The following is a 20,403-nucleotide window of genomic DNA, read 5'->3' as shown; positions in this document are numbered from 1 at the left end:
CTAGAAGAAGTCGGTCACGGTTTTGATGGCGTTCTTGCCGCTGTCCTTCAGGTCGCTGCCGAGGTCCTTGGCATCGGTGCCCGCGCCGTGGAGGTCGCCGGTCAGGAGGTCACCGCCGATGTTGACCACGTTGTTCTCGGCTTGCCCGAATTCGTGCAGGGCGTCGCCGGCGTCCTCCATCGGCTTGCCCCAGTAGCCTCCCACGTGGTGGCCGAGGTTCTGGAGGGCCGCTCCGCCGAACTCCGGAGCAGCGATGACAGGTACCGGCAGGTCCGCGAGGTTCGGGAGGACGCCGACCTTGTGCTCGGTCGGCATTGCCGTGACCCTGTCGGGCTGGCCGGTCACAATACGCGTCATGTTGTCCAGGGACGGACCTGGGTCCCAGTATTCGCTGTGCGCGTGCCCGACGCGGGTGCCGTCACCGGCGTCGAAGGTCCGGCCGCCGAACGCCGTGGATGTCGGGTCGTTGCCGTATCTGACACTGTGGTCGTCGGTCCATTTCAACGGATTCAGCGGTGCCGAGATCTCGGGTACGGGGTCGAACTTCGCCTTGCTCGCCCACACGTGGCTGGGATCGAGGCCCAACTGCGATGCACTGTCCACGGTGACGCCCGGCGATCCGACGAAGATCACGTCGTCGGCCTTCATTCCGGCGTGCGCGAAGGCGTCACCGACGAGCGTGGAACCGTAACTGTGCCCGATCACCGTGAGATGGCCCGCGCCACGGTGGTTCGCCCCGAGGGAATTGACGAACGCGGCCAGTTTCGGGGCACCCGCGTCGGCGAAGCTCTGCGACGCCGGACCGGGAACGTCCCAGCCGGGTGCGTCGTAGCCGAGCCAGTAGACCGACGCGGTCGAGTGGGGATTCTGGCTGTTCGCCGACGCGTACAGCGTCTGCGCCCGGTTCAGATCTCCGTTGGCCTTGTCCAGGGAAGAACCCGTTCCGGGCACGTAGACGGCGGTGTTGGACGAAGTGTCAGGGTTGCCGAACGATACAGCCACGTGACCGTTGCCCACGTCGTCGAAGCCCAACAGGAAGACGTCGTCCTGGAAGTCGTATCTATGCTTATTGGTCAGCCGATCCCACAGATCTTTCAGCCGCTGCGGGCAGCCCGGCTTCCGCACCTCTGCCTGAAGCCTCAGCCGGTTCAGCCTGTCGGCCGCGCCGGCAGGCAGGCCCTGGGTCGAGTAGACGTCGGCGGCTGGGGCGTTGGCGTATTCGCGGGCCGCTACGGCCTGCTCGTCCGGGGTGAGGCTGTTCCACCAAATCGCCCGCAGCGCGGGATCGACGGGGACCGGGCCACCCTTACGTGTCGCCTCCTGCTGGACGAGCATGGACTCCTGCGCGGCGTCGATGTCCTGCCCGTACCAGCCCCTGTTCCCTGTCGGCAAGGGCAGCAGATTTTCCACCGTCCGAGCAAGGGCGCGAGCAGCATCGAGATATCGCTCGTGCAACTGCTCCGCCTGATGATGAACTCCGGATATCTCTTCCTGTAGTTGCTCAGGCGGTATCGATGGCGTCGGGGTCTGTCCGGGCGGAGCGGGGCTGGCCTGTAGCATCGGCACAGGGATGTTCTGCGGGCCGATGATTTGACACCGGCGCTTTTCGTCGAGCCCTGCGGCCCGAAGCTCCAGCGCGGCGGCCTCCCGCTGAAACTCGGTGAGTTGGCCCGCCCACCCCGTCAGCAGTGCCGCATTGTCCTCGTACGAGGCCCGGAGTTTCCCGATCATGACGCGCTGAGCCGAAAGCTTGGACCGAAAGGCGTCCGCTGCCTTGCCCCGCCACCGGGCTTGCGCACCCTCAGTGCTGTCCAGCTTCATGGCTATCTTGATCATGAGGAATGCTGCGTCTTGCCATTCGCCCGCGAGCGTGGTGACGCCTTCGGGGTCGCCAGGAGTCGGGTCGAACCCAAGTGTCGGATAACGAGAGAGCCCCACGGTTGTCTCCCTCCTTCACCGCGTCTGCGGCGCGTTGTCCGACAGTTGGTGGTCGGTGCGTTGGAGGGTGGGTCCGACCCGCTCGACGTCATCGATCCTGTCGTTGAGGTTCTTGCCAAGATCGGTGACGTCGTCGTATCGCGTACGGGTGTAGATCGTCTGCTCATCCAGCAGCGGCGGCGCTCCCACCGGATCCAGATTCATGTGGTGCAAGGATTGCTGGAGTGCTGTCAGTTCGAGAAGCGCTGTCCCAAGAGCGGCGCTCAGCGACTGCATGTCCGCTTCGTTGACGGCGAGATCCGTCATGGTGATTCCCCCCGAGTGCCGATGCGTTCAGCGGTTCACAACTACCGTTTGGTATTCGCGTACGAAAGCGTCCTGCGGAGTTCCGAAAGTTCCGTCCGGCAGAGCTACGGGCGTGGGCTGGCCGGTGCCGGTCCAGCTGATCTTCCACGTGACCGTGGCCTTGAGCGGGTAGGGGCCTTGGTTCTGGGTGGAGCGATGGTAGGTGACCCCGCACGGCGGATTGTCGCTGTCTGCTCCCTTGGGGTACGGGGTTCCGACGTTGCCGTGGGCGTCGATGGGGCATTCCCCCGAGGCCGGAATGAGGGTGGCGTCATCGGTGCCGGGATCGATGTGCAGACCGATGGGGGTAGCCGTCGTCGTCGCCTCGATGCCGAGGACCGAGACGTAGGCCCGTACGGACACCGGGTGGAATGTCGTGTGGTCCATCCACACCCATGTGGCCACGTTCACGATGAGGGTGCCGTCCGGGTTGAGGTTCGCTTTGCCTTGCGGGATGAGGATCTGGGCATAGGCGAGCTGTGCGAGGATCTCCGGCGTGACGGCGTTCTTGACCGGCGGTGGAGCGGCACCCGTGTCGACCCAGAACGGCGGTTTGGTGCAATCGTCGGCGGCGGGATCGGTGAGTTGGTTCTCGTCGAAGAATGTGCCCCACCAGTAGCCCTTGCCCTGTTTGGCCAGGTTGAAATTGGTGTACGGGTGCCCGTTGACGTACCGGTCCCTGACCCACTGAGCGTCTTCCATGCCGGTGTGGTTCGGGCTGCGGTCATACCCCAGGAAGTCCCGAGCTGCGCCTTCGGAGTCGTACTTGGGGGCGTACCAGCACGCGGGTGGTGTCCAGTTGGAGACAGGGGTGACGGCGCCTGTTTTGGGACCAGTGCCGTTCTTGGAGAGGTCGAACTGGACGCCGGCGAGGGCTGAGATCTTTCCGCCGTCAGCGGTCCCCTCGGACTTGGGGCGAGCAGGTGGCTTGGCTCGCCCCTTGGTACCAGGCCCGCCGATCCCGGCATGGGCAATACCGGGCGTGACCGTCAGCAGCGTCATGGCTGCGGCCAGAGCCATAAGGGCCCTGGTAGGGGAGCTTACGGCTGGCATTCACTCGCCCCCCGTTTCGGCGTCACGCTGTTGAGAATCCACACGCCCTGACCGCTCTTGAGCAACCGCTCGTTGTAGAGCACGTAGTCATCCGCTGAGGCGCTGTCCTGGCCGACCTTGCCCGTCTTGGTTGACTTGACGAACGCCTTGGTCTCGTCGGAGCAGTAAATAACCACCGCGGATCCGTCACTCCGCAAAGTAACCTTGCGGTCGAAGTACCGGACAGTGCCGACCCAGGTGTCGCCCTTGTCCAGCCAACCCTGGACGAAGTCGATGGCGTCCCGCAGCGCCGTGCCGGAGTTGTAGAACTCCATGGCCGGTGTACGGGCCTTGCCCTCCAGGATGGCTGCGTATGCCGAGTCGACCGCATGCGATTCGTCAGCGAGAACCGCGTCCTTCTCCGGGTCTCCCGTGTGCTGGTCCGCGTACACCGTTTTGGAACCTGGCGGAAAGCTGATCACCGGGCGCTGGACGGTAGCCGTCGCACTCGCCGAAGGCGACGCGCTCGCGCTCGTCGTGGCCCTGGCCGGCGGTGTCGAGGCGATCTTGTCCGACCCCTTGTCCCCGTCGCTTCCGCCGCATGCGGTGAGCAGGATAAGTGCGGTGGTGGTCAGCGCGGCAGCCGGCACCGAACTTCGTGTCACGGACGAGTCCCCCTGTGTGGCAACGGCGTCGTCGTGAGGCGTGACGCCACTAGCGATGTGTTAGTGGCTCCTCACACTATGCGTTGCTCGTGAGGTGTCGGAAGCGGGTTTGCCCAACCGCGACACAAGCCACACAGGGTGTCCTCAGGCGTCCGCCGAAGCGCCTATGTGCCCGCCATTCAGTCCGCCACCGCGTACGCCTCGACGCCGAACAGCGAGTAGCCGAATTTGGTCGCCCGGCGCTCGCCCTGCACCCGCACGTACCGGGTGCCGTCCTGCGCGTCGAGCCACACCGTCTCGGTCCCGCCGCCGCCGTCGGTCACGGTGGCCGCCGTGTGCCAGGTCACTCCATCGGCGGAGGTCCGCACCTGATATCCGGCCGCGTACGCGTCCTGCCAGTGCAGGACGACCCTGCCGACCCGGGCCGGGGCCGCCAGCTCCACCTGCACCCAGGCGTGGTCGTCCACCGGCGAGGACCAGCGGGTCTCCGGATCGCCGTCGGCCACCGCGGAGGCCGGGAAGTCCGGGGTCTCGTCACCCGAGGACGTCGCCGCGCCGCCGCGCAGCAGATCGGGCCCCGCGGTCCGCACCCGCGCCCGTACGGTGATCCGCCGCTCCACGGTGCGGCCCGCCACGGTGATCCGCACCGGCAGGCTGTACGTGCCGGGCGCCGTACCCGCGGGCACCGACACGCTCAGCGGCACCGCTCCCGCGGCGCCCCGCCGCAGCGGGACCGACGCGGGCGCGGTCGCCGTCGCCCTGCCCTTCGGCGCGGCCACCGAGACCGCCGCCTTCTCGTCGCGCGGCAGCCCCGAGGCCACCGACGCCGTCACCGGGACGGCGGAGCCGCCGATCTCGGCGTCCACCTCCGGCTGGTCGAACGTGACGCGCGGCGCCCCGGCGAACCACGGCACCACCTCGTGCACCCCGGCGCCGTCCGACAGCCGTACCGCGTCGGCGACGACCCCCGCGGGCAGCTCCGTCCAGTCCGCGGTCAGGCTTCCGATCCGCTGCCAGCCGCCGCCCGGGGTGTGCACCTCCACGGCCGCGGGCGCCTTGGTCACCCGGCCGGTGGCCGTGCGGGTGGGCGGGCCCGTGTCCCGTACGGCGATCGGATGCGGGCCGAAGGGGGAACCCGCCATCGGCCCCGGCGCCGGATCGACCGCTGCGGCGGGGGCGCCCGACCCCGTACGCGCACCGGACGCGGCGATCGTCACGCTGTCCAGCAGCCGCGCGCCGCCGAAGTCCACCGTCAGCGCGCCCGCGTCGGAATCCGCGGCGGTCGAGGTGGAGAGGTCGCCGTCCACCACGGCCGACGCGTCGTCGGGACCGCTGGCCGTCGGAGCCACCTCGCCGCTCACCGACACGGTGAACTCCCGCACCGTCACCGCCCCCGACTGCCCGTCGCTCGCGCGCAGCCGCACCTGGCGGGCGCGGGTGCCCGCGGGGAGCGTCGCCGAGATCACCGCCTGGTCGTGGTACTCGCCGACCCGGTGCCAGCCGGTGCCGTCGTCCGCGGACAGTTCGAGGACCGCGTCGTGCAGGAAGTCGTCGGAGCCGCTGCCGTCGCCCATCGCGATCCGCACCGAGCCGACCTGCTTGGCCGTCCCGAGATCGACCCCGAAGGAGTCGTCGGGCTGCGGGGGAGCGTTGCTCGACCACGCCGTGGAATTCTTGCCGTCCACCATCGCCGACGGGTCGGTGCCGCGCCCCGAGGCGAGCGTGGCCGTCGCGGTCCTGCCGTCCGCGCGCAGCCCCGACCAGGCGTCGCCGTCGTCGACCGCCCGCGACAGGAAGCCGTCGAGCACGTCCTCGCCGACCTTCGCCGTGCCCTGCGTCAGCGCCGCCCGGCCGCGGTCCAGCGACTGCCGGGCCTTCCAGGCCGCCGCGCCGTCGCCCGCCGCCTGCGCCACCAGCATGTCGACCGCGTGCCCGCCCGCCGTCCCGTACGCCGACAGCCGGTCCAGCCACGGCCGCACCTCGGCGCCGAAGGTGCCGTCGGCGAGCCCGCGCAGGGCGTGCGGCGCGCCGCTCATCACCGTGAAGGCCGACCGCAGCCGGGCCGCCGCCGCCGTCAGCCGGGCGCGGTCGCCGGAGTCCAGCGCGGCCCAGAACTCCTTGGTCAGCGGGCGCAGATACGCCGACTCGTCGCCGCCGAGCGCCGACGACGCCTCGTTCCCCGCCAGCGCGCGCAGCGCCGCACGGGCCGCCTGATCCGGCCCCGCCAGGTCGTCGATCGCCGCCTGCCAGGAGGCCGCCGGGTCGTAACCGCGCGGATTCCAGGCGAAGTCCGCCGCCGTGAACAGCGGGATACGGGACGCGGCGGGCTGCTGCATCGCGCTCGCCAGCACCCCCGCCGAGACCGTCGCCACCGCGGGCTGACGGCCGGTGTACGGGCCGAGGAAGAGCCTGCCCGGCGCGAAGTCGTTCACCGGGTAGTTGTCCACCGTCACCAGCGGGTGCTTCAACGCGGCTGCCGCGTCCGCCACTTGGGTGCCGGTGATCCGCGCGGGCAGCACCCCGACACCGGTCCAGGCGACCGTCACGTCCGGGCTCAGCGCCTTCGCCAGCGCCGTGCGGTACGGGGTCGTGCCGTCCTGGTAGTACTCCGTGGGCAGCAGCGACAGATCGGCGCTGCCGTAGCGCCGCGCCAGATACGCGGCCACCACGTTGGCGACCTTCGCCTGGGCGCGCGCCGCCGCGTCGGGCCCCGAGCCGAACTCCCGCGCGTCCGCGCCGCAGTGCCACTCGCTGTAGCTCACGTCCTGGAACTGCAATTGGAACGCCCGCACGCCCAGCGCCCACATCGCGTCCAGCTTCCGCTCCAGCGCCCGCTGGTCGGACTTCGACGAGAAGCACATCGCCTGTCCGGGGGCCACCGCCCACGCCAGCGTCACATGGTCCCGCGTCGCCCGCTCCGCCAGCGCCCTGAAGTCCGCGCGCTGACCCGCCGGATAGGGGTCGCGCCACTGCGCCTGCCGGTACGGGTCGTCGCCCGGCGCGTACAGATAGCGGTTCTGCTTGGTCCTGGCCAGGAAGTCCAGTTGCGACAGCCGCTGGTACTGCGTCCACGGCACGCCGTAGTACCCCTCGGTCACCCCGCGCACCGCCGCCGTCGGCCAGTCGCGTACGACCACGCCCGCGAAGCCGCGCTCGCCGCCGCTGTCGCTGGTGACGAGCTGACGCAGCGTCTGCGCCGCGTGGAACAGGCCGTCCTCGCCCGCTCCGGCCAGCGCCACCGTGCCGCCGTCCACCGCGAGCCGGTAGCCGCCGGACGCCAAGTCGTCCTGCTCGGGGGCCTTGAGCGCGGTCAGCCGGGGCTGCGCCGCGTCGCCCGCGTAGACGGTCAGCCCGGACCCCGGCGTGTCCGACCTGCGGATCTCCTGGGCGCCCGCGCCGCGCAGCGCGTCCTCGATCACATCGAGCGCGTACGGGTCGGCGTCCGTGCCCGCGACCAGCGTCACCGTCCTCGTCACGCGCGCGAACTGCCCCTGCGCGCGCAGACTCTGAGGGCGCGGCCACACCGCCGGGGGCCGCGGGGAGGCCGCGGTGTCCGTCCTGGTCCCGGCGGGCGGTGTGCTCGGCGGCGCGGGAGCGGCGGTCGCGGCGGGCGACTGGGCCAGCCAGCCGCCGATGAACGTGGCCGCGATGGCTGCGGCGGAACTCCTCCGGAGGGCCTGCACGGTTCCTCCTTGCGGAGTGCTGCACCGACGACGGACGCCGAGCCCATCACTCCTCGCGGTGCGGTGTCAATGTGGCTGGAGTTTCCTCCGCTTTGCCGCCGGATTCCGTCCGCCTCCCGGTCGCCTCGCCGCCGCCTTCCGCCGCCTTCCGCCGCAGGCAGGGGCGGGAGCGCCACGGGCGGCCCTTTCGGCGCGTCGCGGACGGGCCGCGGGCCGCCTTCCGGAACTCCCCTCGAACGAGCGGCGCGGCGCGCCTCCGGGTACAGCGCGCGGCGTCGGGGTAGGGGTCAGTGCGGCTCCCGGGACAAACCCGTGCGAGCGAGGACGCGTGACCGACCGATCAACCCCTTGACTGACGAATGCGGAGGCCCGATGGACCGGGTGCGGCTTGCCGGGCTCTATGGCGTGGACGTGACGTACCGGCCGGCACCCGGGCGGGAGGTCCCGGTGCCGGAGGAGACGGTCGTCGCCGTCCTCGCGGCGCTCGGCGTGGACGCCTCGACGCCCAGCGCGGTCAAGTCCGCCCTCACGGCGTACGAGACGCGCCGGGCCAACCGGCTGCTCCCGCCGTGCACGGTGCTCAGATCGGGCCGCGGCACGCTCGCGCAGGCGCTGCGCGCACTGCCCGAGGACACCCGGCTCACCGTCGAGACCGAGACGGGCGAGGCGCTGGACCCCGCCGTGACGCCCCCGCCGGGGCGGTACGCGCTGCGCGCGGCCACCGCCGACGGACGTACCTCCAGAGGCGACCTGATCGTGGCGCCCGAGCGGCTGGCGGGCCCGACGGGACGCGCCTTCGGCTTCATGGCGCAGCTCTACTCCACGCTCTCGCAGCGCTCCTGGGGCATGGGCGACCTCGGTGACCTCGCCGACCTCGCCGCCTGGTCGGGACGGACGCTGGGCGCCGGATTCGTCCAGATCAACCCGCTGCACGCGGCCGTCCCCGGCCCGCCCACCGACCCCTCCCCGTACCGCCCGTCCTCCCGCCGCTTCCCCGACCCTGTGTACCTGCGGATCGAGGAGGTGCCGGAGTACGCGTACCTGTCCGGCGAGGCCAGGGAGAAGGCCGACGCGCTGTCCCGCAGGGCCGCCGCGCTGCGCGACACCGTGCTGCTCAAGGACGCGCTGATCGACCGGGACGCGGTCTGGGCGCTGAAGGCCGAGGCCCTGGAACTGCTGCGCGAGGTGCCGCTGAGCCCCGGCCGCCGCGCCGCCTACGTCGACTTCCTCGCCGAGCAGGGCCAGGCCCTCGACGACCACGCCACCTGGTCCACCCTGGCCGAACTGCACGGCGCCGACTGGCACAAGTGGCCCGCGGGGCTGCGCGACCCGCGTTCGCCGCAGGTCGCGCGGGCCCGCAGCGAGCACATGGACCGGGTCGACTTCCACTGCTGGCTGAGCTGGCTGACCGACGCCCAACTCGGCGCCGCGCAGCGGTCCGCGCGGGACGCGGGCATGACCATCGGCGTCGTGCACGACCTGGCCGTGGGCGTGCACCCCGCCGGTTCCGACGCCTGGTCCATGCAGCACGTCCTGGCCACGGGCATGTCGGTGGGCGCACCGCCCGACGCCTTCAACTCCCGCGGCCAGGACTGGGGTCTGCCGCCCTGGCGCCCCGACGCGCTGGCCGCGACCGGCTACGCGCCGTACCGCGACCTCATCGCGCGGATGCTGCGGCACGCGGGCGGCCTGAGGATCGACCACGTCATGGGGCTGTTCCGGCTCTGGTGGGTGCCGGAGGGCCGCCCGCCGACCGAGGGTGCCTACGTCCGCTACGACGCGGAGGCGATGCTCGGCCTGCTGGCCCTGGAGGCGCACCGCGCGGGCGCGGTGGTGATCGGCGAGGACCTGGGCACCGTCGAGCCCGGCGTACGCGAGGAGTTGGCGGGCCGCGGCATCCTCGGCACCTCGGTGATGTGGTTCGAACGCGATTACGAGGGGACCGGGCCCGAGGGCGGCGACGGCCGTCCGCTGCTGCCCGAGGCGTGGCGCGAGTCGTGCCTGGCGACCGTCACCACCCACGACCTGCCCAGCACGGCGGCCCGGCTCACCGGCGAACACGTCGAGCTGCGGCACCGGCTCGGGCTGCTGACCCGCCCGCTCGCGGAGGAGGAGGCGGCCGACGCCGCCGAGGTCGCGGAGTGGCTGGCGCTGCTCGGCCGGCTCGGGCTGCTGCCGGAGGGCGCGGTCGACGAGGAGGCGGTGGTGAAGGCCGTTCACCGCTTCCTGGCGCGTACGCCCGCGAGCATGGTCGGCATCTGGCTGCCGGACACGGTCGGCGACCGCCGCCCGCAGAATCTGCCCGGCACCTGGGACCAGTACCCGAACTGGCGGCTGCCCGTCGCCGACGCCGACGGCACCCCGCTCACCCTGGACCGGATCGCCGTCTCGCCGCGGCTGTACGCGCTCGTGGACGACGTACGGCAGGCGATGGCGGAGGCGGGGGACAAGGCGGTCGCGGCGGCGGCCGGGAGCGCGGCGACCGCCGGGACCGGGAGCGGGCCGGCCGTCGTGGCCGGGGCCGGGGCGGCGGAACACCCGGAAGGCCCGGAACACCCGTAAGGACACCCCGGGCGCGCGGCCCGTGAGGGGCTTCACTACATTGAGGGCGTGGACAAGAAGCTCACCAAGAAGGCCGTGCGCGCCGGAGTCATCACCGCCGGTACGACGCTCATGCTGCTCATGTCGACCCCGGCGTTCGCGCTCGCCCGCGACGACGGCGACGACCCGGGTTCCGGCCTGAGCGTCATCGAGACGCTCAGCCTGTTCGTGCTCGCCCCGCTCGTCCTGTTCGGGGTCATCGCGGGTCTGGTCATGGTGACCGACAAGACCCGCAAGGAGCAGGAGCACCCGAAGCAGTAGCCGCGCACTCGGCCCTCGGGCCCCTTCGCCCCCTCGGCGCCGGACTTCCCGGCGCGCCAGGGGGCTTTGTGCTGCCCGCGCGGCGTCGGGCGCGCGGGCGGGTGACGGGTCTGCGCGATACGGGTCTGCGCGTGGCGGGTCTGCGCGTGGCGGGTCTCAGCGCCGGGCGCCCGGTTCCGCCGACGCGGCCAGCAGCAGCCGCAGCAGGTCGGCGAGCTGTTCCGCCTGCGCCGGTTCGACGGCGTCGAGCGTCGCCTTCTGGAGGGCGAGCCCGGCGCCGACCGCCTGGTCGATCACCCGCAGCCCCTTCTCGGTGAGGGAGACGCGCAGGCCGCGGCGGTCGTTCGGATCGGGCGCGCGGTCCAGCAGCCCGGCCCGCTCCAGCTTGTCCAGCCGGCCGGTCATCCCGCCGGTGGTGAGCATCAGGGCGGCCGAGAGCTGCCGGGGCGAGAGGGTGTACGGCTCGCCGGAGCGGCGCAGCGTCGCCAGCACGTCGAACTCGCCGCGGCCGATGCCGTACCGCTGGTACTCCTTCTCCATCCGGTCGCCCATCAGGCGCGCGATCCGGTAGATCCGGCCGAAGACGGCCATCGGAAGCGTGTCGAGGTCCGGGCGCTCCGACTTCCACTGACCGGTGATGGCGTCGACGACGTCGAGGGGTTCCTGAGTCATGGCCTCAGTATCGGGGCGGGGTCGCTCGACGGCAAGAAAGTAGCTTACAAGTAAGTAGCTTAGTGCTAAGCTATCTTCTGTCGACCTGACCGGTCGGCCTTCGTTCGGAACCGGAACCGGGATCGGGGAGCTTCACCATGTCGCTGCCGCGTACGCGAGCCACCACCGCACGACCCGCCGTCGCCCGGATTCCGGGGGAGCGGGCCCTGCTCGGGGCGATGGGCGTCGACTCGGTCGGCTCCGGGATGTACATCCCCTTCAGCCTGGTCTTCTTCCACCACATCACCGGGCTCTCCTTCGCCGTGGTCGGCGCCGTCCTGACCGTCGTCGGACTCATCGGCATGGGCGCCCTGCCGCTCGCCGGGACCGCCGTCGACCGCTACGGCGCCCGCCGCGTCCAACTCCTGCTCTACGGGGTGCGCGGCGCCGGATTCGCGCTCTATCCCTTCGCGACCTCGCTGCCCGCCTTCGCTGTCGTGGCCCTCGGCACCGCTTTCGGCGACCGCGCCTTCCCCGCCGTCCAGCAGGCGTACATCGGCGAGGTCGCGAGCGGCCTCGACCGCGACCGCCTCCAGGCCGCCGCCCGCGCCCTGCGCAACGCCGGGCTCGGCGCCGGGGCGCTGCTCGCCTCGCTGGTCATCACCGTCGCCGGTGACCGCGGCTTCACCGCTGCCGCCTGGCTCAACGCGCTGAGCTTCGGCGTCGCCGCCCTGCTGATACGGAGTATCCGCGCCTCGCGGGTGCCGGACGGTTCCGCGACGGCCGAGCGGCCCGCCGCCGCCGGTTACCGGCTCGTCCTCGCCGACCGGGCCTTCCTCGGCCTCACCGCCGCCAACTTCCTCACCGCGCTGGGTTATTCGGCCCTCGCCGTGCTCTTCCCGCTCTTCATCGCGGGCACCCTGAACGGCCCGCAGTCGCTGACCGGCGCGGCCTTCACCGTCAACACCGTGCTGTGCGCCGTCGGCGGCGTCCACGTCGCCGGGCGCGTCCGCGGGCGCGGCGCCCGCCGCACCCGGTCCGCCGCGCTCGGCGCGGTGATCTTCGCCGCCGCCTTCGTGGGGCTCGGGGTGTTCGGCGCGGTACGGCCGCAGGCCGGATGGGCTGTCGCCGGTGGGGTGTTCGCACTGGTGGCGCTCTACACGGTCGCCGAACTGGTGCACAACCCGTCCTCCAGCGCGCTCGCCGTCGCCGCCGCCCCCGAGGCTCTGCGCGGGCGCTACATGGCCACCTACCAGCTCTCCTGGTCCCTGGCCGCGACCCTCGCCCCTTCCCTCTTCACGGCCCTCTTCGCCGCCGACGCCCGGCTTCCCTGGGCCCTGCTCACCCTCACGGCGCTCTGCGCCGCCGCCCTTCTCCTCCGCCTCGAGCCCCGCCTTCCCGCTGCCGCGGTCCGCCTCGCCCCCCTCCCGGCGCCCCCTTGCCCAGTGCCTCCCTGCCCGACGCCGCCCACCTCGACCCCGGCCCTCGCGGCCTAGCCATGGGTTCACCTTGCGCGGGACGTGCCTTTCCGGGGCGCGGCCCCGGTGCGTTCACCTTGCGCAGGGCCTGGCTTTTGGGGGCGCGGGGAACTGCGCGACAAGCCCCCACCGGCGGGTGGTCCGGCGACAACCGAACTGCCCCGCCGGGGCGGGTGGTGACCCGCAGGAGGGCGGCAGCCGCACATCGAACGCAGCCCCGTACCCCCTGAAAGATGGGGCCGCCGCCCTGGCGGAAGAACCGCACCGGGGCCCCGGACCGCGAAGGCGGTCCGGGGCCCCGGTGGCGAGAAGCCCGGACGGTCAGCCGGCGGCGGCGGCGTCGGCAGCCTGGGCGCGCAGCGAACGCTCCACGCTGGAGCGGGACTCCACGACCAGGCGACGCAGCGCCGGGGCCGGATCGGCCGACGCCAGCCAGGCGTCGGTGGCGTCCAAGGTGGCCTGCGAGACCTGGAGAGCCGGGTAGAGGCCGACCACGATCTGCTGGGCCATCTCGTGGCTGCGCGAGTCCCACACGTCCTTCACCGTCGCGAAGTACCGCTCGGTGTACGGGGCCAGCAGCTCGCGCTGGTCGGTCTGCACGAAGCCGCCGATCACCGCCTCCTGCACGGCGTTCGGCAGCTTGTCGTCCTCCACGACAGAGGCCCAGACCGCCGCCTTGACGTCGGCGCTCGGCCGCGCCGCCCGTACCGCCGCGGCGTGCTGCTCGCCCGCCGAGGTCGGGTCGAGCGCCAGCTCCGCGTCGATCGCCTTCTCGTCCGCGCGGCCGGTCGCCGCGAGCCGGGACAGCAGCGCCCACCGCAGATCCGTGTCGACGGCCAGTCCCTCGTACGTCACCGTGCCGTCCAACAGCCCGGCCAGTACGTCCAGTTGGGCGTCGGTGCGGGCCGCGAGGGTGAACGCGCGTGCCCAGGCGAGCTGGTGGTCGCTGCCCGGCGCCGCCGTCCGCAGGTGCTCCAGCGCCGCCTCGGTCCACCGGGCCAGGCCGGTGTCGCGCCAGGCCGGGTCGGCGTACAGGTCGAGCGCCAGCTTCGCCTGCCGGTGCAGCGACTGCACCACGCCGATGTCGGTCTCCTTGCCGATGCCCTGCAGCACCAGCTCCAGGTAGTCACGGGCGGCCAGTTCGCCGTCCCGCGTCATGTCCCAGGCCGACGCCCACACCAGCGCGCGCGGCAGCGACTCCGTGAAGTCCCCGACGTGGTCGCGGACCACGGCCAGCGACTGCTCGTCCAGCCGCACCTTCGCGTACGACAGGTCGTCGTCGTTGAGCAGGATGACGGCCGGGCGCGGTGTCCCCGCGGGGAACGGCACCTGCGTCGACTCGCCAACGACGTCCAGCTCGACGCGCTGGGTCCGTACCAGCTTGCCGTCCACGAGGTCGTACGCGCCGACCGCGATCCGGTGCGGGCGCAGCACGGCCTCGCCCTTAGCGCCGACGGGCAGCGCCGGGGCCTCCTGCCGTACCGCGAGCGAGGCGACCGTACCGTCCTCGGCCACCGTCACCTCCGGCCGCAGCACATTGATGCCCGCCGTCTCCAGCCACGCCTTCGACCAGGTCTTCAGGTCGCGCCCCGAGGTCTCCTCCAGCGCGCCCAGCAGATCCGCCAGCCGCGTGTTGCCCCACGCGTGCCGCTTGAAGTACGCCTGCACGCCCGCGAAGAACTCGTCCTCGCCCACGTACGCGACGAGCTGCTTCAGCACCGAGGCGCCCTTGGCGTACGTGATGCCGTCGAAGTTGACCAGCACGTCGTCCAGGTCGTTGATCTCCGCCATGATCGGGTGCGTGGACGGCAGTTGGTCCTGCCGGTACGCCCACGTCTTCATCGAGTTGGCGAAACTCGTCCACGAGTGCGGCCACTTCGAGCCCGGCGCGTACGCCTGGCAGGCGATCGAGGTGTACGTGGCGAACGACTCGTTCAGCCACAGGTCGTTCCACCACTCCATGGTGACCAGGTCGCCGAACCACATGTGCGCCAGCTCGTGCAGGATCGTCTCGGCCCGCGTCTCGTACGCGGCGTCCGTGACCTTCGACCGGAACACGTACTGGTCGCGGATCGTCACCGCGCCCGCGTTCTCCATCGCGCCCGCGTTGAACTCCGGCACGAAGAGCTGGTCGTACTTCGGGAAGGGGTACGCGTACGCGAACTTCTCCTCGAACCAGTCGAAGCCCTGCCGGGTGACCTCGAAGATCGCCTCGGCGTCCAGGTACTCCGCCAGCGAGGGACGGCAGTAGATGCCCAGCGGCACGCTGCGGCCGTTCCCCTCCCAACTGCTGTGCACCGACGCGTACGGGCCGACGATCAGGGCCGTGATGTACGACGAGATGCGCGGGGTCGGCGCGAACACCCACACACCGTCCGCCGGGGGCTCGGGCGTCGGGGAGTTCGAGATCACCGTCCAGCCGGCCGGGGCCTGGACCGTGAAGGCGAAGCTCGCCTTCAGATCCGGCTGCTCGAAGCTGGCGAAGACGCGGCGGGCGTCCGGTACTTCGAACTGCGTGTACAAATATGCTTGCTTGTCGACCGGGTCGACGAACCGGTGCAGGCCCTCGCCGGTGTTGGTGTACGCGCAGTCCGCGACGACCCGCAGCTCGTTCTCGCCGGAGCGCAGGCCGGGCAGCGCGATCCGCGAGTCCTTGAACGCGGCTGCCGCGTCCAGGGGCTCGCCGTTGAGCACCACCTCGTGCACGAGGGGCGCGACCAGGTCGATGAACGTTTCCGCTCCCGCCTCGGCGGCCTCGAACCGTACGGTGGTCACCGACCGGAAGGTGCCGCCCTCCTGGGCGCCGCGCAGGTCCAGCTCGATGTCATAAGCGTCCACGGTGAGCAGGCGCGCACGCTCCTGCGCCTCCTCACGCGTGAGGTTCGTACCAGGCACGGTGGCCCACTCCTTCTCGTCAGATGAGACGCCCATCCTCGCACGGCACGTTTCCGTTCCACGGCTCGCCGCCAGGGCTTTGTCTTTTCCCGCCCGCCCACCCGTGCGGGTGCTTTGTCGTCTGCGGGTGCCGCCTGTGCCTGGGTCGGTCCCGGTCCGGGGCACCTCCTCGAAATGCGGCTGCCTGCTCCCGTGTATCCGGCACCCTCCCCGTCACCGCATTTCTGCGGGGGCACCCCGCCCCGTCCCCTCCCGGTCCGTCGGCGTCCGCCTGCCGGTGGGGGTGGCCGGGGGAGGGAGGTAGTGGGGGGGTGGGGCCCGTCGGCGGTGGTCTCTCCGCTGTGGTGGCGGGGAACGGGGGTGGGCTACTGGATGGTGTCGGGAAGGTCTGGGGCAGCGGTGTCGGCTACGAGTTCGGCGAGCTCGAAGCGGTACTCGAGTTGTTTCATGTACCCCTCGACACGGAGGACGTACGTCCGCTCGGAGCACTTGAACGCCTGCCTGCGCCGGGGTTTGCGGACATCGCGATCGAAGGTGTTCACCAGGTTGAGGAAGACGCCCGGCGCCTCCTCATGGCTGGCCTCGAACTCGGTGAGGGTGTCAACCCGATAGGGCCCGTAAGGCGAACCGCCGACCGGACTTATCAGGACCATCCATCGGGCCACGCCAGCTCCTCGCCCATCGCATGAGAGTGATCAACACCCCCCATTCCACCCGACCCTGCCAACGATCACCAACGCCCCCCAGCCCCCACCCGCCAGCAGCCCCTTGGCCCCCACCGACGCACCCGAGCCCACCACCCCCCTCCCGGCACCCCCACCGGCAGGCGGGCGCCGACGTACCCGAGCCCACCCGCCCACCCCCCTCCCCGGCCACCCCCACCGGACAGGCGGACGCCGACGTACCGGGAGGGGACGGGCCGGGGTGCCCCCGCAGAAATGCGGTGACAAGAAGGGCACCGGATACAGGAGAACAGGTAGCCGCATTTCGAGGAGGTGCCCCGGACCGGCACCGACCAGGCACAAGCGGCACCCGCAGACGGAGAAAGCACCCGCACGGGTGGGCGGGCGGGAAAGACAAGACAACGGCGGCAGCCGTCACGCCGGGACGGGGGTTGTCCCCACCATGGGGACGCCAGGGGACGCCATGGTTCGGGAGAGCGCGGCTCCGTAGCGTCGAGAGGGTCGGGAAGCGAACTGAGCTGAGGGGAAAGAGATGGCGTCGCGGCGCGAACGCAAGCGGGCACAGAAGGCGGCGGACGCCGAAACGACAGGCACGCCGGCCACGGCGTACGCGGTGGAGCTGAGAGAACTGCGGCGCACATACGGCCGCGGCGAGGCCGCGGTACACGCGCTGCGCGGCATCGATCTGGGGCTGCCCCGCGGCAGCTTCACGGCGGTGATGGGCCCCTCCGGCTCGGGGAAGAGCACGTTCCTCCAGTGCGCGGCCGGACTGGACAAGCCGAGCGCCGGGCAGGTGCTGCTGGGCGGGGTGGAGATCACCGCGCTGAGCGAGAAGCGGCTGACGGAGCTGCGGCGCAGCCGCATCGGGTTCGTGTTCCAGTCGTTCAATCTGCTGCCGTCGCTGACCGTGCAGCAGAACGTCCAGCTCCCGCAGCGCCTGGCGGGCGAGCGCCCCGACCGGCGCCGGGTGGCGGAGCTGCTGGCCCAGGTGGGCCTGGAAGGCCACGGAAGGCGCCGCCCCGGCCAGCTCTCCGGCGGGCAGCAGCAGCGCGTGGCCATCGCGCGGGCGCTGGTCACGGAGCCTGACGTGATCTTCGCGGACGAGCCGACGGGGGCCCTGGACACGGGGACGGCCCGCGAGGTGCTGGGGCTGCTGCGGCACGCGGTGAACGGGCTCGGCGCGACCGTGGTGATGGTGACGCACGACCCGGTGGCGGCGTCGTACGCGGACCGCGTGCTGTTCCTGGCGGACGGCTCGTTCGCTGACGAGCTGTGGCACCCCGAGCCGACGGCGGTCGCGGACCGGATGGTGGCGCTGACCCAGCGCGAGACCCAGCGCGAGACCCAGCGCGAGACCGGGCGCGGCGCGGGACGGGTGGGGGCGGCGGCATGAACGGCCTGGCCCGCGCCTCCGTGCGCTTCAGGCCCGCGTCCTTCGTGGGCACCTTCGTCGCGCTGCTGTTCGCGTCCGCCGTCATCACGGCGTGCGGCAGCATGCTCCAGACCGGGATCACGGCGCATGTGAAGCCGGTGCGGTACGCGGCCACGCCCGTCGTGGTGGCGGCCGACCCGTCGGCGCGGATCACCACGGGGCACGGCGACGACGCCGACAGCGACGCGGCGTCGCTGCCGGACCAGCCCCGCGTGGACACGGCGCTCGCCGACCGCATCGCCCGCGCGCCGGGCGTGTCGGCGGCCGTACCCGACACGGCCTTCCCGGTGCAGTCGAAGACGCTGCCGCCGCTGACCGGCCGCGACTGGTCGGCCCACGCGATCGACGCGAGCACGGTGGTGCGGGGGCGGGCACCCGGTACGGGCGAGGTCGCCCTGTCGGCGGCCACCGCCCGGGCGGCGCACGTCGGCGTCGGCGACACCCTCACGCTGACCACCCCGACGGGCGCGACCACGTACAAGGTCTCGGGCCTGACCGACACGGAGACCAGCACCGGCGCCGGCGCGAAAGACGGCACCAGGGCAAGCGCTACGACAAGCGCCACGGCCGGCGCCTCGGCCTACTTCGCCGACCCCGTCGCCGACCGCCTGTCGGGACACCCGGGCCGCACCGACGCCATCGCCGTGCTGCCCGCCAAGGGCGTGAGCACGGACGAGCTGGCCCGGCAGGTGGAGGCCGCGGTCAAGGGCGCCCCCGGCGACCCGGCGAAGGTGCGCACCGGCGACGGCCGCGGTCTCGCCGAGCACCCGGAGCTGGCCGAGGGCAAGGAGATGCTGACGGCGATCGGCGCCTCGTTCGGCGGGATCGCCACGGCGACGGCCGTGTTCGTGGTGATGGGCACCGTCGCGCTGGCGATCGGCCAGCGCGGCCGGGAGATCGCGCTGTTGCGCGCCGTCGGCGCGACCCCGCGGCAGATCCGCCGGACCGTGGCGACCGAGGCGATGCTGGTGGCGCCGATCGCGGGCGCCGCGGGCATCCTGCCCGGCGTGGCGCTGGCCCGCTGGTGGGTGAGGCAGCTCGTCCACCGGGACGCCGTCCCGGCCGGGGTGACGCTCAGCACCGGCTGGATCCCGATGGTGAGCGCGGTCGGCGCGGGCCTGCTCGCGGCGCTGGCCGCCGGATATCTGGCCGCCCGCCGCCCGTCGAAGGCCCGGCCGAGCCAGGCGCTCGGCGAGGCCGCGGTGGAGCGCCGCAGGCCCGGCGTCATCAGGACCGTGCTCGGCGCGGCGGCCGTCGCGGGCGGCTGCGTCCTGGCCGCCGTCGCCGCGCACACCACGGGCGAGGACGCCGCGAACGTCGCCCTCGGCATCGTCTTCTGCTTCATGGTCGGCGTGGCCTTCCTCGGGCCCGTCGTGGCCTGGGCCGCCGCCGCGCTGCTCGGCCTGCCGCTGCGCGCGGGCGGTGCCGCCTCGCAGCTCGCCGCCGCCAACAGCCGGGCCAACGCCCGCAGGCTGGCCTCCGCGATCACCCCGATCGTGCTGGTCACCGCCTTCTGCGGCACGCTCCTGTGCATGCAGGGCTCGCTCAAGCACGAGGCTGCCCACCAGATCAAGGACGGCGTCGTCGCCGACCAGGTGCTCGGCTCGTCCGGCGCGGGGGTGCCCGCCGACACCGCGCAGCGCGCCGCGAAGGTGCCCGGCGTGGACGGCGCGGTCGGCGTCCTGCGCACCGGCGCGCTCTACCGGGCTTCCGGCTCGCTCAACTCCGCGTCCCTGCTGGGTGTTTCCGGAGACCCGGGCAAGCTGCCCGACGTCCTCCAACTGGGGGTCAAGACCGGCTCGTTGAGCGCGCTGACCGGTGACGGCCGGACCGTCGCCGTGGATTCGCTGCTCGCCGGTACGGCGAAGGTGAAGGTCGGCGACCGGATCCCGCTGTGGCTCGGGGACGGCACCCAGGTGCGGCCCACGGTCGTGGCGACGTACGAACGCGGCCTGGGCATCGGTCAGTTGCTGATGCCGCGCGCGGCGGTGGCCGACCACGCGCGGACGGCGTACGACACGCAGGTGCTGGTGCACGACGCGCCCGGCGCGGACCGTACGGCCGTCGCGCGGGACCTGTCGCGGCTGGGCGTCGCCGGGCTCACGGTCACCGACCGCGCCGGGTACCGCCAGCAGGCCGACAAGGAGCTTGAGTTGAACGCCTGGGCGAACAGCGTCATGGCCGCCGTCCTCGGCGGATTCGCCGCGGTCGCCGCCGCGAACACGCTGGTGATGACGGTGCTGGACCGGCGCCGCGAGGTCGCGCTGCTGCGGCTGGCGGGCACCACGCGCCGCCAGGTGCTCGGCATGGTCCGCCTGGAGGCGCTGCTGGTCGCCGCGGCCGGGCTGCTGATCGGCGGTGCCATCGCGTGGATCACCCTCGTCCCGATCGCCCGCGGTCTGACCGGCGCGAGCCCGTACATCCCGCCGGGCACGGCTCTCGGCCTCGCGGGCGCCGCGACGGTCATCGGCCTGCTCTCCACCGCCCTTCCGGCCCGCGCGCTGCTGCGCGCCAACCCGGCGGCGGCGGGCGCGGCCCGCGAATAGCCTACCGGACACGGTGAGTTGAACGCGTTCGGTGCACGCGGACAGGGCGGCCGTCAGGAAGACGGCCGCCCTGTTCAGGTACGTACCGGGGGTGGGGGGGGGGGGGGGCCCCCCCCCCCCCCCCCCCCCCCCCCCCCCCCGCGCCCCGGGGCGTGATTAACCGACCCCCGCCCCCCCCCCCCCCCCCCCCCCC

13 protein-coding genes are annotated in these 20,403 nt (G+C 72.4%); 5 read left to right on the top strand and 8 right to left on the bottom strand.

Translation table 11 applies throughout. From position 1 onward, the window contains the following. From ACIQCJ_RS22960 to ACIQCJ_RS22940, 5 genes are all read right to left on the bottom strand, one after another. Positions 1 to 1,938 (bottom strand): alpha/beta hydrolase, encoded by a 1,938-nt coding sequence (locus tag ACIQCJ_RS22960; RefSeq protein ID WP_402712346.1) that lies wholly within the window; start codon positions 1,936 to 1,938, stop codon positions 1 to 3. 15 nt (positions 1,939 to 1,953) lie between these two features. Further along, positions 1,954 to 2,244 carry a hypothetical protein gene (locus tag ACIQCJ_RS22955; protein WP_402712345.1) on the bottom strand — a complete coding sequence of 97 codons (291 nt, stop codon included), beginning with the start codon at positions 2,242 to 2,244 and terminating at the stop codon, positions 1,954 to 1,956. Between the two features lie 27 nt (positions 2,245 to 2,271). Continuing rightward, positions 2,272 to 3,303 (bottom strand): hypothetical protein, encoded by a 1,032-nt coding sequence (locus ACIQCJ_RS22950; RefSeq protein ID WP_402712344.1) that lies wholly within the window; start codon positions 3,301 to 3,303, stop codon positions 2,272 to 2,274. A 20-nt stretch (positions 3,304 to 3,323) separates the two neighbouring features. Next, a complete protein-coding gene (locus ACIQCJ_RS22945; protein ID WP_402712343.1) occupies positions 3,324 to 3,980 on the bottom strand; it encodes a hypothetical protein in 657 nt (218 codons plus the stop codon). 179 nt (positions 3,981 to 4,159) lie between these two features. Continuing rightward, on the bottom strand, positions 4,160 to 7,663 hold the full coding sequence (locus ACIQCJ_RS22940; protein WP_402712342.1) for a beta-N-acetylglucosaminidase domain-containing protein: 3,504 nt from the start codon (positions 7,661 to 7,663) through the stop codon (positions 4,160 to 4,162). 372 nt (positions 7,664 to 8,035) lie between these two features. Here ACIQCJ_RS22940 and malQ point away from each other — a divergent pair, with 372 nt between their 5' ends. Both malQ and ACIQCJ_RS22930 read left to right on the top strand, forming a co-directional pair. Then, positions 8,036 to 10,225 (top strand): 4-alpha-glucanotransferase, encoded by a 2,190-nt coding sequence (gene malQ / locus ACIQCJ_RS22935; RefSeq protein ID WP_402712341.1) that lies wholly within the window; start codon positions 8,036 to 8,038, stop codon positions 10,223 to 10,225. A gap of 48 nt (positions 10,226 to 10,273) precedes the next feature. Further along, complete coding sequence (locus ACIQCJ_RS22930) at positions 10,274 to 10,525, top strand: hypothetical protein (protein ID WP_188282296.1); 252 nt, start codon at positions 10,274 to 10,276, stop codon at positions 10,523 to 10,525. Positions 10,526 to 10,681: 156 nt separating this feature from the next. Here ACIQCJ_RS22930 and ACIQCJ_RS22925 read toward each other — a convergent pair whose 3' ends face one another. After that, positions 10,682 to 11,197, bottom strand: a complete 516-nt coding sequence (locus tag ACIQCJ_RS22925) for a MarR family transcriptional regulator (RefSeq protein ID WP_355337179.1) — start codon at positions 11,195 to 11,197, stop codon at positions 10,682 to 10,684. Positions 11,198 to 11,334: 137 nt separating this feature from the next. Between ACIQCJ_RS22925 and ACIQCJ_RS22920 the strand changes: the two genes are divergently transcribed. Next, positions 11,335 to 12,672, top strand: a complete 1,338-nt coding sequence (locus ACIQCJ_RS22920; protein ID WP_402712340.1) for an MFS transporter — start codon at positions 11,335 to 11,337, stop codon at positions 12,670 to 12,672. A gap of 303 nt (positions 12,673 to 12,975) precedes the next feature. On the opposite strand, the gene pepN is transcribed toward ACIQCJ_RS22920, so the two are convergent. Then, a complete protein-coding gene (gene pepN, locus ACIQCJ_RS22915) occupies positions 12,976 to 15,549 on the bottom strand; it encodes an aminopeptidase N (protein WP_401715539.1) in 2,574 nt (857 codons plus the stop codon). 365 nt (positions 15,550 to 15,914) lie between these two features. Then, on the bottom strand, positions 15,915 to 16,214 hold the full coding sequence (locus tag ACIQCJ_RS22910) for a hypothetical protein (RefSeq protein ID WP_402712339.1): 300 nt from the start codon (positions 16,212 to 16,214) through the stop codon (positions 15,915 to 15,917). Between the two features lie 550 nt (positions 16,215 to 16,764). Here ACIQCJ_RS22910 and ACIQCJ_RS22905 point away from each other — a divergent pair. Both ACIQCJ_RS22905 and ACIQCJ_RS22900 read left to right on the top strand, forming a co-directional pair. Next, positions 16,765 to 17,625: an ABC transporter ATP-binding protein gene (locus ACIQCJ_RS22905; protein ID WP_402712338.1), complete on the top strand. Its 861-nt coding sequence runs from the start codon at positions 16,765 to 16,767 to the stop codon at positions 17,623 to 17,625. After that, a complete protein-coding gene (locus ACIQCJ_RS22900) occupies positions 17,622 to 20,210 on the top strand; it encodes an ABC transporter permease (RefSeq protein WP_402712337.1) in 2,589 nt (862 codons plus the stop codon). Before ACIQCJ_RS22905 ends, ACIQCJ_RS22900 begins: the two co-directional genes overlap by 4 nt. Positions 20,211 to 20,403: the final 193 nt, after the last annotated feature.

Origin of the sequence: Streptomyces sp. NPDC093221 (assembly GCF_044753885.1) — a bacterium.
In the GTDB taxonomy this organism is placed as follows: domain Bacteria; phylum Actinomycetota; class Actinomycetes; order Streptomycetales; family Streptomycetaceae; genus Actinacidiphila.
This window is presented reverse-complemented; position numbering and strand designations above follow the sequence as displayed.